Annotated in this window: 12 protein-coding genes; 3 read left to right on the forward strand and 9 right to left on the reverse strand. The window is 71.8% G+C overall.

The annotated features are described in order from the left end of the window. Window positions 1-190 precede the first annotated feature (190 nt). From ACSUPV_RS23395 to ACSUPV_RS23410, 4 genes are read right to left on the reverse strand one after another with little or no spacing between them, the layout of a single operon-like run. Window positions 191-1555, reverse strand: a complete 1365-nt coding sequence (locus tag ACSUPV_RS23395; protein WP_031113389.1) for a DUF4407 domain-containing protein — start codon at window positions 1553-1555, stop codon at window positions 191-193. Then, the gene (locus ACSUPV_RS23400; protein ID WP_436948479.1) at window positions 1545-3095 is read right to left on the reverse strand and encodes a hypothetical protein; all 1551 of its coding nucleotides are present in this window, start codon (window positions 3093-3095) and stop codon (window positions 1545-1547) included. Before ACSUPV_RS23400 ends, ACSUPV_RS23395 begins: the two co-directional genes overlap by 11 nt. A gap of 5 nt (window positions 3096-3100) precedes the next feature. After that, window positions 3101-5356: a hypothetical protein gene (locus ACSUPV_RS23405; RefSeq protein WP_436948480.1), complete on the reverse strand. Its 2256-nt coding sequence runs from the start codon at window positions 5354-5356 to the stop codon at window positions 3101-3103. Window positions 5357-5374: 18 nt separating this feature from the next. After that, entirely contained in the window at window positions 5375-6145 is a 771-nt protein-coding gene (locus tag ACSUPV_RS23410; protein ID WP_031113383.1) for a hypothetical protein, read from the reverse strand. A gap of 374 nt (window positions 6146-6519) precedes the next feature. Here ACSUPV_RS23410 and ACSUPV_RS23415 point away from each other — a divergent pair, with 374 nt between their 5' ends. Continuing rightward, complete coding sequence (locus tag ACSUPV_RS23415) at window positions 6520-7044, forward strand: Pycsar system effector family protein (protein WP_436948481.1); 525 nt, start codon at window positions 6520-6522, stop codon at window positions 7042-7044. 21 nt (window positions 7045-7065) lie between these two features. Here ACSUPV_RS23415 and ACSUPV_RS23420 read toward each other — a convergent pair whose 3' ends face one another. From ACSUPV_RS23420 to ACSUPV_RS23440, 5 genes are all read right to left on the reverse strand, one after another. After that, entirely contained in the window at window positions 7066-7764 is a 699-nt protein-coding gene (locus ACSUPV_RS23420; protein WP_031113380.1) for a Crp/Fnr family transcriptional regulator, read from the reverse strand. Between the two features lie 113 nt (window positions 7765-7877). After that, a complete protein-coding gene (locus tag ACSUPV_RS23425) occupies window positions 7878-8795 on the reverse strand; it encodes a calcium-binding protein (RefSeq protein ID WP_436948482.1) in 918 nt (305 codons plus the stop codon). A gap of 147 nt (window positions 8796-8942) precedes the next feature. Beyond that, entirely contained in the window at window positions 8943-9857 is a 915-nt protein-coding gene (locus tag ACSUPV_RS23430) for an aminoglycoside phosphotransferase family protein (RefSeq protein ID WP_436948483.1), read from the reverse strand. A gap of 115 nt (window positions 9858-9972) precedes the next feature. Then, window positions 9973-10581 (reverse strand): dihydrofolate reductase family protein, encoded by a 609-nt coding sequence (locus tag ACSUPV_RS23435; RefSeq protein ID WP_037758599.1) that lies wholly within the window; start codon window positions 10579-10581, stop codon window positions 9973-9975. Window positions 10582-10693: 112 nt separating this feature from the next. After that, window positions 10694-12358, reverse strand: a complete 1665-nt coding sequence (locus ACSUPV_RS23440) for an MDR family MFS transporter (RefSeq protein WP_436948484.1) — start codon at window positions 12356-12358, stop codon at window positions 10694-10696. Between the two features lie 262 nt (window positions 12359-12620). Between ACSUPV_RS23440 and ACSUPV_RS23445 the strand changes: the two genes are divergently transcribed. Then, window positions 12621-13406, forward strand: coding sequence for a hypothetical protein (locus ACSUPV_RS23445; protein WP_037758601.1), 786 nt, complete (start codon window positions 12621-12623; stop codon window positions 13404-13406). A gap of 225 nt (window positions 13407-13631) precedes the next feature. Continuing rightward, window positions 13632-15260 carry a ribosomal protection-like ABC-F family protein gene (gene abc-f, locus ACSUPV_RS23450; RefSeq protein WP_436948485.1) on the forward strand — a complete coding sequence of 543 codons (1629 nt, stop codon included), beginning with the start codon at window positions 13632-13634 and terminating at the stop codon, window positions 15258-15260. Window positions 15261-15301 lie beyond the last annotated feature (41 nt).

Raw genomic sequence — 15301 nt, forward strand, 5'->3', positions numbered from 1 at the left:
CCCTGTCAACTGTCAATAGTTTCGGCGGGGGTTACGAAATGTTCGTGGTTCGGCAGTGTTCGAGGGCGGAGGGTTTCCGCTGTTCAGCTCGTATGCGGGGTGAGCTGTAACCGTGTTCGGAGGAGGAACCCTGCCCTTCCGGCCCGGAGGGCAGGGTTCCGGTACTCGAATGTTTCGAACCGCTTCCGGATCAGAGGGAGTTGGTGACGCTCCTCCGTGCGCGCATGATCCGCCCCATCCTCTCCTCCAGTTCTGCACGCTCCCGCGCCGCCCGCTCCGCCTGGGCCCGCTGGTGCTCGTGCTCGAGGCGGCGCATGCGGTCGTCCGTGTCCAGCCGGACGCGGTGGCGCTGGACGTCGTGTTCCAGGCGGGCGCAGGTGTGCTGGACCTCCAGTTCCTCCGCGAACAGCCGGCGGCTCGTCCGGTGACGGGCGCCGAGGAGCGTGTCGTACGTCGTGGCGCCGCTGAGGACCTTGGCCAGGACGGGCATCGCGTCCAGGCAGAGCAGCAGCAGGTGCAGCACGATCGTCAGGAAGAGGGCGAAGCCGTCCGACGCGGCGACCTCCTTCAGGCCGTGGGCCCGCGTGAGGATGCCGTCGGTGTCCAGGTCGGCGGCCCGCTGCCGCGTCTTGTCGTCGATGGCCTTCTGGAGCAGGGGCTGATAGTCGTCCGCCGCCCTGTCCTTGCGGGCGGAGAGGGCCTGGCCGTGGTCGACCATGGCCTGAAGCTGCTTCTCGTACGTCTTGACCTTGCTGTTCTTCTCGTACTCCGACGTGGCCTTGCGGGCTCGCTCGCAGGTGATGGTGACGTCCCGGACGCCGCCCCGCCAGATCCAGTACTTCGGGCCGCACAGACGCTGTTCCGTGGCCAGCTTGTCGTCCAGCGTCTTGTTGATGTCGGCGACCTGGGTGCGCAGGGCCGCCGTCCGGTCGCCGTTGGTCCTGATCTGGCGCGCCAGTTCGGCGGGGGAGCCCGCCACCTTCAGTTGATAGCGGGCGCACTCGGGGCGGTCGGTGGTGGCGGCGCCGTCGGTGGGGTTGCAGGAGACGAGCATGCCCCGGTAGTCGGCGACCTTCTGCTCGTTGCCGACGGCTATCTCCTGGCGGATCTCCTTGTCGAAGATCTGGAAGAGGATCGGCTCGGCGATGAACAGGCCCAGCAGCACCGAGAGAAAGAAACGGACGGCCAGCGTCCATTTGCGGACCGTGGTGCCGTGCGTGCTGGACACCAGCCAGCTGTCCAGCGCCAGGACCACCCAGAACCAGATCACGGCGACCCCGACGACCGCCGCGAGGGGCAGGTCGGAGCGGAAACTGGACAGGGCCAGGACCATGGAGAGCGCGCCCAGCAGGGCCGTGTTGACGACGAGCGCCCCGTACCAGGTGTAGCGGGTGCGTTCCTCCGGCACCCAGGCCAGCAGCGGTTCCTCGATGCCGATCAGCCGGCGCAGCCGGGGCGCCCACCCGGAGGCCGGCGGCACCGGCCGCGCCTGGCTGCCCCGGTCCTCGTCGAAGGCGGCGCTGTCGGCCGGGCGCAGCGGGGTGTCAGTGGCCAAGGCTGCCCTCCTGGTTCGCCGGGTCGAAGTCGTCGGCGTCGTCGCCGTCGTCCGCGGTGGGCTCGGCCGCGGGGGCCGTCCGCCCGGGGCCCCCGCGCAGCTGGCCCTTCACCTCGCCCTTCAGCTCCGCGTTCGGCGTCTCCGGCCCGCCGACGCCGACGCCGACGCCGGCTGCGGCGCCCTGCGACGCGGTCTGGTTGAACGGGACGTCGCCGACGCTGTTGATGAAGGCGCCCGCGTCGTACATCGTGCTGTCGAACAGGCCCCGGTCGATGGCCTGCTTGCCCAGGGTGGCCCGCACCGTGAGCTGCTCCTTCGCCCACTCCCGCTGGTCCCGCTGGAGTTCCTTGGCGTCCGTGCGTTCCTCCTGGCGCCGGCGCAGCCGGTCCTCGTGCTCCAGGTCCCAGCGCCGGGCGGCCTCGTGCCGCCGGGCGGCGGTCTCCTCCCGCTCCTCCTTGCGGGTCAGCTCCTGGCGGTGGTCGTCGCGTTCGACCTGCCAGCGCAGGTCCTCCCGGTCCAGGCCGCGGCGGGTCAGCTCGTACTCCCGGCCGAGCCGGAGCCGGTCGTCCTTGCGCGTGTCCCAGCGCTCCTCGGCCGCGTGCAGCCGCTGGGACAGCTCGTCGGCGCTGATGTCGCCGTTGCGCCAGGCCAGATAGTCGGCGGCGACCGGGTCGGAGCCGACCAGCTTGATGTCCTGCTCGATCTCTTCCCGGGTGAAGCGGTTGCGCCGGCGCTCGATCTCCAGCTCGTAGTCCTGCTGCTCGGCACCGGCGCCGCGCTCGAACGCGGTGCGCAGCGTCTCCTCCTCCTGCCGGTGGCGCTCCTTGCGCATCGCCTGGAGGTTGCGGATCTCCTCCCGCTTCAGCTCCAGCTCGGCCTCGCGCAGGGCCCGGTCCAGGGCCGCCTGCTGCTCCATCTCCTCCTGCCGGCGGTCGCGTTCGCGGTTCCGGCGGGCCTTCTCCATCTCCTCGACGTACGCGGACATCTCCTCGGGCGTCAGCACCTCGACCGCCCCGCGCCGGGCCCGGATCCCCGACACGACCGAGGGCCGCATCTCGTGGTACGCGGTCAGCCGTGCGTCGATCCGGGCGCGCACGGCGGCGGCGTCGACGAAGGGCAGGTCGCTGCCGTCCTCGGTGAGCCCGGGCACCTCGCGCAGATGCGCGAGGAGCAGCGCCTCGACGTCGGTGACGCCGTCGCGCACGACCGCGCACGGGTCGGTGACCGTGCAGTAGAACGAGGCCCGTACGGTGAAGTCGCCCGCCTCGGCCGACGGGATCCGCGTCTCCACCACGACCGGGACCTCGATGCGCCGGTCCACGACCGTGACCGAGCTGGCCTCGACGACCACCGGGTCGTCGGCGCGCAGCTGCCCGTGGTCCTCGACGTACTCCTCGCCGACCCGGAAGACCCGCACGTGGTGCGCGGCGACCGTGGGCAGCTCGTCGTCGCCGCGCGTCATCCGCTTGCGCCAGAGGCCGCCGCGCTTCTCCGCCCGCCCGTACTCCCGCTGCTCGACGAGCGGGTAATTCTCAGCCATGCCTGTCAGTCCTCCGTGCTCAGTACGGCGGTAAGGAAGGTCTCGACGAGGCCGGTGACCGCCTCGTCGGCGCGGGCGGCGACCTGCCGCAGGGCCGCGGCCAGCGGCGGACCGTCGTCCGGGGGCAGGGCCGCGCCGAGGGAGCGGCCGAACCGCCCGGCGACCCGCTCGGGCCGTTCCGTCACGGCCGGCAGCTCGCGCAGGGTGGCGTTCAGGGCCGCCAGCGCCCGGCCCCGGCGCGGCAGGTTGTCCAGGACGCCCGCCCAGAGCTCGCCGATCGTGGCGGTCTGCCGCTCGTCCCGCTCCATCAGCGACGCGCACACCAGCCGCCCGGTCCGCGCGTCACGCGCCCGCAGGACCGTCAGGGCGGCCCGGAGGACGTTGTCCTTGTGCCGCCCGGTCAGCGTCTCGCGCTGGGCCCGCAGCCGGTACGCGAGCGGCCGGAACACCGCGCCCGTGTCCTGCCCGCACTCCGCGAGCACCGCGACCAGCCCGGCCAGGGCGAACGCGGCGTCCACGGACCGGCCGCCGCTGCGGATCAGCCGCAGCAGGATGGTGACCGCGTCCGTGGGGAAGCGCACGCCGAGCGCCCCGCTGAACGCGGCCGCCGCGCTCGACCTGAGCGCCGGGTCGTAGGAGCGGGCCCAGCCGCGTGCCACGCCCAGCGCGGTGGCGGCGAGGCTCTCGTCCAGGCACATGCACTGCAGCACCAGCGTGGCCGTCGACTGCCCGGCCGGCCCGGCGGCACCGCCCGCCCAGGGGTGCAGGTAGTTGTCGGCGACCTCGTCGAAGGCGGGCCGGGTGAGCAGCGCGAGCCCCTGGGCGACGGACAGCTGGAGCCCCAGCCCCGGCTGCGCGGCCACGAGCTCGGTGAGCCAGTCCCGTACGCCGTTCCAGTAGGGCGTCGAGCGGCCGGCCCACAGCTCCTGGAGCGCCCACTGCCGGTACTGCGGGTGCGGGAAGACCAGCGCGGTCCGGGTGAGCGCGCCGTTCTTCCGCTCCTCCACCGCGACCAGCTCGTTGCGGGACAGCGACTGCCGCCGGTCGACGGCACGCCGGGCCGCCGCGGCCTGCTCCTCCGGGGTGACGGGCTGCGGGAAGGCCGGGGCCACCCATTCCTCCAGCCGCTCCTGGCAGGTCTCGAAGTCGCGGTAGCCGGCGCCGTTGACGAAGGCCAGCGTGGTGACCTCGGCCCACTCCTGCGGCGTACGGTCCCCCGCGAACCAGTCGCGCACGGGCTGCGCCGCGCTGCTGCCGTAGTCCTGCCAGACCTCGTCCGGCGCGGCCCCGCGGGAGATCCGCTCGGCGGCCGCGGCGACCTCCGCGATCCGGCAGCCGCCGGGCATCAGCGACACGGCCCGCTCCACGGTGTCCCGCGCGCACCCGGCCCGCACCAGCCGCACCCGCAGCACGGCCGCGAGGTCCGGGAGCTGCCAGGGCACATGCTCCACGGACTCCACGGCACCCCCGTCGCCGGAGCGCACGGTGGTGACGACCAGGTGGGCGTCGTGCTCCCGGACGGTGTCCCGCACCCGCCGCCAGTCGAAGTCCGCCGTCTGGGAGCTGTCCTCGCCCATCCGGTCGAGCAGGAGGTAGCCGACGCCCTTCTCGAACGCGACCTTCCCGCTCGCGAGGTCGTCGAGGCTGCGGCCGGGGGAGAGCACGACGTACTCCGATCCGTCCGCGAGGGCGTCGACGAGCGCCACGGCCCCGGACCGCTTGCCCGTGCCGGCCGGCCCGACCAGGACCACGACCCCGTCCTGCTCCAGGGCGAGCGCCGCCCGCTCGAAGCATGCGGGCTTGACGTACGGCGCGAGGATCGCGTCCGCTTCCCCCGCGTCGAGGCGGCCCACGGCACGGCGGCGGGCGTTGTCGGAGCCGGCGGTGCCCAGGCCGAACTGGGCGCCGGAGGCGTTGAGTTCTCCGTAGAAGTACTGGTTGACGTTGTTGTGGTGGACCTGCCCGGGAGGGGTGGTGGCGGGGGCCTGCGGGTCCGCCGCCGTCTCCGGCGCGTCCTGCGGGGCTTCGGGCTCGCTCGTGCCCTGCGGTTCCGGCTTCGAGTTCGGGTTCGGTTCCGCCGCCGGTTTGGGTTCCGTCTCCGGTTTGGGTTCCGTCTCCGGTTCCGGTTCTGTCTCCGGTTCCGCCGCCGGGTGCGTTCGGGCTTCGGCCGGGGGGTCCGGCGCGTCCTTTGAGGGGAGCGCCTCCGGTTCGTTCCGGGGCGCGGCGCGCTGCTCGCTGTGTTCCTCGTGTTCCTCGTTCATCCTTGGCCGTCACTCAGGTCACTTGGAGATCCCGAAGACGGCACCCTGGGCATGAACGGTTCCGTTGATGACCTGAACTACCGTGTCTCCAGGCGCAGTTGGGGCACTCGGGGGGCGCGTGTCGGAGACTGTCGCGCCCCCTGCGCTTCCTGACGCGCCGGGCTGGTCGTCCCCGTGGCCGTGCCCCGCGGCACCCCCGAGGTCCAGGGCCTGCACGTCGTATCCGGGCACCCGGACCCACGCCCGCCCCTCGTACTCCTTCTCCGCGATACGCACCTCGCGGAACTCCTGCGGCCGGATCGTCGTGTACGCCTCGCCGATCACGTCGTTGAAGACGGTCGCGGAGACCGCGAGCGCCAGGTGCGCCTCCGGCGCCGAGGCCAGCGCGGCCTTCAGCACCCTGCTGTCCAGCAGCCGGCCGATCTCGACCGGGGCGCGGCCCTCGAAGCCGTTCGCCGCGGGCGAGGCGGTGCCGAAGTGCACGGCCGCCCGCAGCCGCAGCCAGGCCTCGTCGCGCCGGTTGCGGTTGAACGTACGCAGACCGGCCTCCAGGTGACGCATGAAGGGGTCGACGAGACAGGGCTCGGACGCCCCCTGAGGCAGCACCGCGAACACCGAGTCCCCGCCGACCTGCGTCACCCACTGCTCCCAGTCGAGCCCGGCCTCGGTGGCCGCCTCCCGCAGCAGCCGCCGGATCGCCTCCTGCCACTCGCGCTGCGTCACCACGTCGACGCCGCCGTATCCCTTCGCGTCGACCGCCAGCAGCAGTCTGCGACCGAACGTTCCCATGCCTGAACTCCCCGCTCACTGAAGTGGAGCCGCACCCCGGGATCTGGGCCGGGGGCGCACTCCGGCAGACACCGGCGTCCGCTCCCCCCAGAGGCGGACGCCGGTAGGCCAGTCCTACACGCGCCGTCCGCCGCGAACCCCGTCGAAATACGGGATGCGGAAAGGTGCGGAAACATACAGCGGTCGCCCCAAGTTACGGACGGGTTCGGGTCGTTGGGGCGGACGGTGGCCGGTCACCGTCCCGAATCCCGGAGAAATCCCGGGTTCCGTGGCCGGTTTCAGGGCGTACTGGAGGCGCCGCACAGCCCAGCGGCCACAGACCGAACAGCCCACCGGCACAAGAAGGACCCAAGAAGGACCCAAGAAGGAGCAGCATGCCGTCGTCCACCGGTGCCCGCCCCGACAGCCGTCCCGCGCAGTTCATGTTCACCGCCCTGCAGACCACCCACCAGCACGCCGACACCAAGGCCGGGATCCTCGCGGCGGCCCAGGCCGCGCTGGTCGGCACGGCCGGGTACTGGAGCGCCCCGGCCCTGCGCGCCGCGGCTGAGGGCGGCCCGGTGGGTCTCCTCGCGGGCCTGCTGCTCGCCCTGTTCCTCTGCGCCATGTTCGGCGGTGCCGGCTTCCTCGCCGCCACCCTGCGCCCCCGGGTGCTGCGCCCCGCAGGCGCCAACCGCTACAGCTTCGTCCACCTCGCCTCGGGCCCGGACATCCTGCCCGCCCGGAACGCGGTGGACGCCGACCCGGACAAGGAGCGCGGGGAACTGTCCCAGACCATCCGGTTCCTGTCCCAGGTGGCGGTGCGCAAGTACCGGTGTGTGACGGCGGCGGTGCTGTGCACGACGGTGATGGGGGTCAGCGCCGGGCTGCTCGTGGTGCTGCGGCCGGTGCTGCACTGAGCGTCGCTCTCCGACTGACGGTCACTCTTCGGGCGACAGGTCGCCGATCTCCCTGAGCCGGTCCAGGTCGCGTATGACGGTGGAGCCGTACCCGGTCTCCAGCAGGCCGTCCCGGCGCAGGTCGCGCAGTCCCTTGTGGACGGTCGTCTCGGCCGCTCCGGTGAGCGCGGCCAGCTCGGGCTGGGTCAGCCGGCAGCCGAGCACCATGCCGCCCTCGACCGGACGGCCGTACCGGGTGGCGAGTTCCACCAGGAGCCGGGCCAGCCGCACCTTCGCCGGATAGCCCTTGAAGTCCAGACGCCTGCGGTTGGCCCAGCGCAGCCGGTCCGCGAGGATCCCGGTCAGGGCGAGATGCACCTCCGGGCGCCGGGCCAGCAGCGCGTGCAGGGCGCCCGCTTGCACCACCCGGGCGGTCAGCGGGCCGCACGCCGTCACCGTGGCCGACCGCGGGGACCCGTCCAGCGCGGCCATCTCACCGACGCTGTCACCGCCGACCCGGACCGCGAGCAGCGACTCCTCGCCGTTCTCCACCCGGGCCGTCACCTTGGCGAAGCCGGACAGCAGCACCAGCACGTGCCGGTCCCGGGCGCCCTCGCTGAGCAGGACCTTCCCGGCCTGGAACCGTGTCGGCACGCCCAGGTCGAGCAATTCGGCCCGGGCCTCCGGCGGCACCGCCCCCAGCAGACTGCGCTCGGGCCACTCCACGGAGCTGTACGGCATGGCAGGTTCCCCCGGCCGGTCGGCGAACCACGAGTCAACTGAATCCTGCCCGCTGACCGGGACCGGGGGAGGGGTACTCACGGGTATGGGAGCCGGACTGGGTGGCCAGGTGGTCAGTCCTGGCGGACGATGTTCCTGCCCGGGCCGCCTGAGAGGGTGTCCGTGCCCCGGCCGCCGTACAGTTCGTCGTTCCCGCTGTTCCCGTACATCGTGTCGTCGCCGTCCTCCCCGTGGAGGATGTCGTGGCCCTTCCCGCCGTAGAGGAAGTCGTCGCCGGCCCCGCCACGGATCAGGTCGTCGCCGTCGCCGCCGGACAGGTGCTGCCGGTCGGCCTCACCGAGGAGCGTGTCGTCGCCCGCGCCGCCGTCGGCGTCGCTGTCGTGGCCCGAGGAGCGGATCGTGTCGTCGCCGTCGCCGCCCTGCGCGATGGATCCTGCGCCGCCGCGGAGGGTGTCGTCGCCGGCGTCCCCCCGTACCACGGTGACCTCGCCGACCGTGAGGCCGTCGTTCCCGGCGCCACCGGAGACGCCGTTGCCGCTGACGTCGCCGGTCTCGGTGTACGTGTCCCGGCCGGCGCCGAGGTCGAGTGAAGCGAAGTAGTACGCCTGGTCGGTGGCGTTGGCGTAGGAGACGGCGTCGTCGCCGTCGCCGAGGGACATCCGCAGGGTGGGGTACGGATCCTGGCTGTCCAGGGTGCCGACCGTGCAGGCGACCTTGGTCCGGTCCGTGTCACTGGGGTACGTGCAGTCGGTCCCCGCGTCGACCGGGACGGCGTCGTCGATCAGGTAGGTGATCCGCTCGGAGTCGTCGGTGATCGTCGCGGTGACGGTCACGTCGTTGGTCTGCCCGGCGGCGGCGCTGTAGACGATCGCCCGCCCGTCGGACGCGACGGAGGCGGCGGGTGTCGCCGCAGCGGCGGTGCCGCCGAGGAGGAGCGGGGCGGCCATGCCCGCGCCGATCAGCAGCGTCAGCGCCGACGAGACACGTGACGAAACACGTAAGGAGCGGCGGCCGGCCTGGGAAGAGGACATTGCAAAACCTCCGTGAGAGGAAATGGTTCTTGCAATGTGGTGTGACCGCCGGGAATTGGGTTTGGTTGTGTGACGATATTCCCGAAAGTCAACAGCCCATTCCCCGTCAACCCTGATTAACCGTCAATTCATGTGCTGGACCGGCGATTACGGCGAATCCGCGTCGTGGTCGTCCAGGACCTCCTCGATGACCCGGCGGTGGACGGCCGCCTGCTCGGCGTCCGTGTCGATGTCCTGCGCCAGGCAGATCAGGCCCTTCCACAGGGCCCACCCGCGTGCCCGCGCCCAGGCCGCGCGGTCCTGGCCCACGGCACGGCGGAACGCCTCGCGGCTGTCGCCGGTGAACATCGTCCAGGCGATCACCAGGTCGCAGGCCGGATCACCGACGCCAGAGGTGCCGAAGTCGATGACGGCGGCCAGTTCGCCGTCCCTGACCAGCAGGTTGTTGGCGGCGATGTCGCCGTGGAACCAGACCGGCCGCCCCCGCCAGGTCGCCCGCACCGCCGCGTCCCACACCGCGGCGGCCCGGTCGGTGTCGATGCGTCCGGTGAGTGCCGCCAGGGCGCGGCGCGTCTCCTCGTCGTAGTGGGCCGGGGGTGCGCCCCGGTAGAAGCTGTGCGTCCCGGCGAGCGGCCCGCCGGTGGGGTCGACGGCCCACAGGGCGAGGAGGAACTCGGCGACCGACTCGGCGAACCGCGGCAGGTCGGCGATGCGTTCGGGGCGGGCCACGTCACCGTCCAGCCAGCCGCGGACCGACCAGTCGTAGGGGTAGCCCTCACCCGGCCGGCCCTGTGCCAGGACCGGCGGAACGGGGACCGGCAGCGACGGCGCGAGCACCGGCAGCCAGCGGTTTTCCTTGGCGACGGCGGGGACGTAGTGCTCGGCGGTGGGCAGCCGCACGGTCATCGTGTCGCCGAGCCGGTACGTCCGGTTGTCCCAGCCGTCGACCTCGACCGGCCGCACGCTCAGCCGGCTCCACTGCGGGAACTGCGCGGCGATCAGCCGCCTCACCAACGCCGCGTCGATACCCGCCCGGCCGTCGGCGGGGAAACTGCTCGTCATACCGGAATGGTGTCCACCACCCTCCGGCCCGGGCAACGGAATTTCCCGCGCACCGAAAGGACTTGTCCCGCCCGGCGTCGTGCCAGGGAGTTCGTCGACCGTGCGCCCCCGCTGCTCAGGGCAGCACGCGGTAACGCACGTGGGTGACCTGACTCGCCGACCGCGACGTCACCTGCTCCAGATTCAGCGGCGGTACGTCCTCGAACAGCCGCGTGCCGGCGCCGAGCGTGAACGGCACGATGTGCAGCCGCAGCTCGTCGACCAGACCGGCGGCGAGGTACTGGTTGATGGTGGTCGTTCCGCCGAGGACCAGGACGTCGCCGTCACCGGCCGCCGCACGCGCCCGGTCCAACGCCGACGCGATCCCGTCGGTGACGAAGTGGTACGTCGTGCCGCCCCGCATCGGCTGTGGCTCACGCGGGTGGTGGGTCAGCACGAACACCGGCGCGTGGAACGGCGGATCGTCACCCCACCAGCCGTTCCACCGCCGGTCCCACGCACCCCGCACGGGGCCGAACATGTTCCGCCCCATGACGAACGCCCCGGCGGCGGTCATCGCCTCGACCTCGGCCCGGTTCTCGTCGGGAGTCTCGAACATCCAGGCGTGCAGCCTGTCCCCGGAGCCGTCACCGCCGTCGTCACCGAACGGCCGTTCCTCGCTCTGGTCGACCCCCGCCGCATACCCGTCGACCGAGACGGTGATGTCACAGATGACCCTGCCCATGGCTCTCTCCTCCAGGCGGCGAAGAATCTTCCAGGTCTTCCCGCGCGCGGGTCCCCCCGCGTGCTGGGGCTGCGCCGGACGCTCGGACGCCCGCGCCGGACGCCCGTGCCCGTCAGGTCTCGTCCGCGGTGACGGGCTCACCTCGGCCGGGACGTCCACCGGCAGGCGCGTCCGCGTAGGCGCCGCCGCCGTGTTGCTGTGTGCCGGCGTCCGCGTAGGCGCCGCCGCCGTCCTGCTGCGTGCCGGCGTCCGCGTAGGCGCCTCCATGCTGCTGCGTGCCGGCATCCGCGCCCGCGCCGCCGTGCTCCTGCGGGTCGGCACCCGCCTCCGCGCCACCGTGCTCCTCCGCGCCGGCGTCCGCGATCCGGTTCGGCAGCTTCGCCGCGACGGCGATCGTCAGCGCGGCGAGGGCGGCCGCGACGCCGAAGGCCAGCTTCATGCCGCTCACCTGCGCGGGCACGGCGGCGACGCCGTCGGCGGCCAGACGGCTGGCGCGCGCGGACATCACGGTCACCACCAGCGCGGTCCCGAACGCCGCCGCGACCTGCTGCAACGTGCCGAGCATCGAGCTGCCGTGCGAGTACAGGTGCGGGGGCAGCGCCCCCATGCCGAGCGTGAACACCGGGGTGAACGTCGCCGCCAGGCTGACCATCAGCAGCGCGTGCAGCCCCAGCACCTGCCAGTACGGCATCGTCATCGAGACCTGCGTGAACCCGGCGAGGGCGAGCACCATGCCGATCGAGCCGGGCAGCACCAGCGGACGACTGCCGAACTTGTCGAACACCTTCCCGACGGTCGGTCCCAGCAGTCCCATGACCAGACCGCCCGGCATGAGCAGCAGGCCGGTCTCCAGCGGGCTGAGCCCACGCAGGTTCTGCAGGTACAGCGGGAGCAGGATCATCGACCCGAGCATCGCCAGGAACCCGATGGACATCAGGGCCAGGGACAGACCGTAGGTGCGGTGCCCGAGGGTGCGCAGGTCCATCAGCGGCACACCGGTGCGCTGCAGCTTGAGCTGGCGGAGTACGAACACCGCGATGGCCGCGGCTCCCGCGACGGCGATGCCGATGGCGAGCCCGACACTGCCGTCACTGTCGCCGAAGAGGCTCAGGCCGTACACCAGTCCGCCGAAGCCGAGCGCCGCCACGCCGACGCTGAGCCAGTCGATGGAGCTCACCTGCGGGTCGCCTATGTTCTCCACCTTGCGCAGCCCGAACACGGTCACCAGAGCCGCGATCGGCAGGACGACCACGAACAGCAGCCGCCAGGACCCGACCTGAAGGATCAGCCCGGACACGGCGGGCCCGAGCGCCGGCGCCACCGAGATCGCCAGGGTGACGTTGCCCATGACCCGGCCGCGGTCCTGCTCGGGCACCACGATCATCAACGTGGTCATCAGCAGGGGCATCATCACGGCCGTGCCCGCGGCCTGCACGATCCGGCCCAGCAGCAGCACCTCGAAGGTCGGCGCGACGGCTGACAGGGTGGTGCCGGCGAGGAAGACGCCCATGGCGATGGCGTAGGCCTGGCGGGTGGTGACCCGCTGGAGGAACCAGCCGGTGACCGGGATGACGGCGGCCATGGTCAGCATGAAGGCGGTGGACACCCACTGCGCCGACTGCTCGGTGATGTGCAACGACTCCATCAACCGCGGGATCGCGTTGATCATGATGGTCTCGTTGAGGATCACCACGAACGTGGCCAGCACGAGCAGCCGCACCACCGTCGGTGTGCGGCCCGCCCGCACGGCCGGACGTTCTCGGGTCACAGCTGACATGACAGCACCTCGCTGGGGTTCCTGGTCGCAGTCGCCTCGCAGCCAAGGGCCGCCGGCCGGAAGTGGATCGATGACACCGATGAAGACCGGCACACCCGGCAGAACTCATCGGTCAGCCCCCGAGTCTCCCTCAACCTCGCTCGGATCTCCCACGAATTTCCGCGCCGAGGTGCTGGAACAACTGGGTGGTGAACCCTTGGCCAACGCATTACTCTCCCTTCGACCAATCAAGAACTTCACAAGAACTTCATGGGGGACATGCATGCGCGCATCCACGCGCCTTGCCCTGCTCGGCACCAGCGTCGCCCTGGTGGCCACCGCCATCGGCAGCACCACCGCCCAGGCGGAGGACGGCGGCTCGGGGGACATCACGATCGACAAGGTCGTCGTCAACGGCGGCAAGCCGGTCGTGGTCGGTACCACCAAGGCGGTGACCGCCAAGGTCACCGTGACCGCGTCGGACGACTCCGGCATCAAGGAGACGACGTACATCAGCGCCTCCGGCCCGAAGCCGAACTACGCGCAGATCTGGTACGACGACGGCGAGATCACGTGCGTCGAGGTGAGCGCCACGACGTCCACCTGCACGGGCACGCTGACCTTCGACCCGCAGGCGGCGACCGGCTTCGTCGACAACAACGCGGCGGCCACCTGGAACCTCAGGACGCTGGTCTCCGCCCATGACTACGACTACATCCACCGGGACGCGGCCACCACGTTCAAGGTGCAGCGCCACTCGAAGCTGACGGTCGACGCCTCGCCCGAGCCGGTGAAGAAGGGCAAGACGATCACGGTCACCGGAAAGCTCTCCCGGGCCAACTGGGAGGACAACCTGTACCACGGCTACACGAACCAGCCGGTGAAGCTGCAGTTCCGCAAGAAGGGCAGCGACACCTACACCACGGTGAAGACGATCAAGTCCAACTCGACGGGCAACCTCAAGACGACCGTCACCGCCTCCACCGACGGCTACTTCCGCTACAGCTTCGCGGGCACGGCGACGACTCCGGCGGTCAACGCGACGGGCGACTTCGTCGACGTCCGATAGCCGCGGGCGGCCGGGCCACCAGAGGGCGCACATAGGGCCGACACATAGGGCCGGCTCGGGAGGAGACCCCTCCCGAGCCGGTCTTTCTCTGTGCGAGACGCAGCGTCTTGCGTGAGTGAGGTGCATGGGGTAACGTTCCGCAGCACGACAACCGAGACGGCACGTCTCGTCTCATCGCTCAGCTCCAGACCCTCACACCCTGTCGTCGACGAAAGAAGACACCACTTGTTCCGAACTCCCGAAGCACCCTCCGCCCCCACCGCCGCCTCCCAGCTCACCGTCACCGACGTCAGCAAGCGCTACGGCGATCACCTCGTCCTGGACCGCGTGTCCTTCACCCTCCGGCCAGGGGAGAAAGCGGGGATCATCGGGGACAACGGCTCGGGCAAGTCCACGCTGCTGCACCTGCTCGCCGGCACCGTCCAGCCCGACAACGGAGAGGTCGGCGTCGTCGCACCGGGCGGCACAGGGCACTTGGCGCAGACCCTCGACCTGCCCGACACGGCGTGCGTCGGCGACGCCATCGACCTCGCGCTCGCCGAACTGCGCGCTCTGGAACGACGCCTGCGGACGACGGCTGCCGAGCTCCACGGGGCTGATCCAGCGACCTACGACCGGTATGCCACCCTGGAGGCGGAGTACGAGGCGCGCGGCGGATACGACGCCGACCGCCGTGTCGACGTCGCCCTGCGCCACCTCGGCGAATCGACCGGCCTGGACCGTTCGCGGCGGCTCGGCACCCTCTCCGGCGGCCAACGCTCCCGCCTGGCCCTGGCCGCGACGCTCGCCGCGTCCCCCGAACTGCTGCTGCTCGACGAGCCCACCAACGACCTTGACGACGAGGCCGTGGCCTGGCTGGAGGAGCGGCTGCGCGGCCACCGGGGCACACTCGTCGCCGTCACTCACGACCGGACCTTCCTCGACCGGGTCACCCACACGATTCTGGAGGTCGACCACCACACCCGTTCCGTACGCCGCTACGGCGACGGCTACACGGGCTACCTCACCGCCAAGGCCGCCGAACGCGCCAGGCAGCAGCGGGAGTACGAGGACTGGCGCACCGAGGTGGCCCGTCAGTCCCGGCTGGCCGACTCCCACATCGGACGCCTCGACGCGATCCCGCGGAAGGGACCGTGGGCGTTCAGCGGCGCGGGCGCGTTCCGGGCCCGCTCACGGGCCCACGGCGCCATGAGCCGCATCCGCAACGCGCGCGAGCGGTTGCAGCGCCTCACCGACCACCCGGTGTCGGCGCCCCCCGAGCCGCTGCGGTTCTCGGCGGACATCGAAGGGTCGGCGGACCGCGCGGTGGAGGTGGCGAACGTGCGCGTACCGGGACGCCTGGTCCTCGACTCGCTCCACGTTCCCGCAGGCGGCCGACTGGTGGTGACCGGCCCCAACGGCGCGGGCAAGACGACGTTCCTCCAGGTCCTCGCAGGCGAACTCACCCCCGAGCCGGGCGCCACGGTGCGCCGGCCCGCGAGGATCGGGTTCCTGCGCCAAGTGGCAGCCCCGACCTCCCCCGAGGAGGAGAGCCGCCCGCTGCTCGCGGCCTTCGGGGAGGACCGCGCCGACGCGCTGCTCGCCCTGGGTCTCTTCCGCGAAGCCGACCTGACCCGACCCGTAGGGGCCCTCTCCACCGGCCAGCGTCGCCGCCTCGAACTCGCCCGCCTGGTCACGGGCACACACGACCTGCTCCTCCTGGACGAGCCGACGAACCACCTCTCACCCGCCCTGGTGGAGGAACTCCAGACGGCCCTCGCCGCCTACCAGGGCACACTCATCATCGTCACCCACGACCGACGGCTGCGGTCGGCCCTGCCGGGAGCGGTCCACGAGCTCGGCGCGGTTCGGTGAGCGGAGGGGCCGTGGCAGCCCTCGGTGGGTGAGTGGTTGAG

The sequence above is a fragment of the Streptomyces sp. SudanB52_2052 genome, assembly GCF_964272415.1.
Classification (GTDB): Bacteria; Actinomycetota; Actinomycetes; order Streptomycetales; family Streptomycetaceae; genus Streptomyces; species Streptomyces olindensis.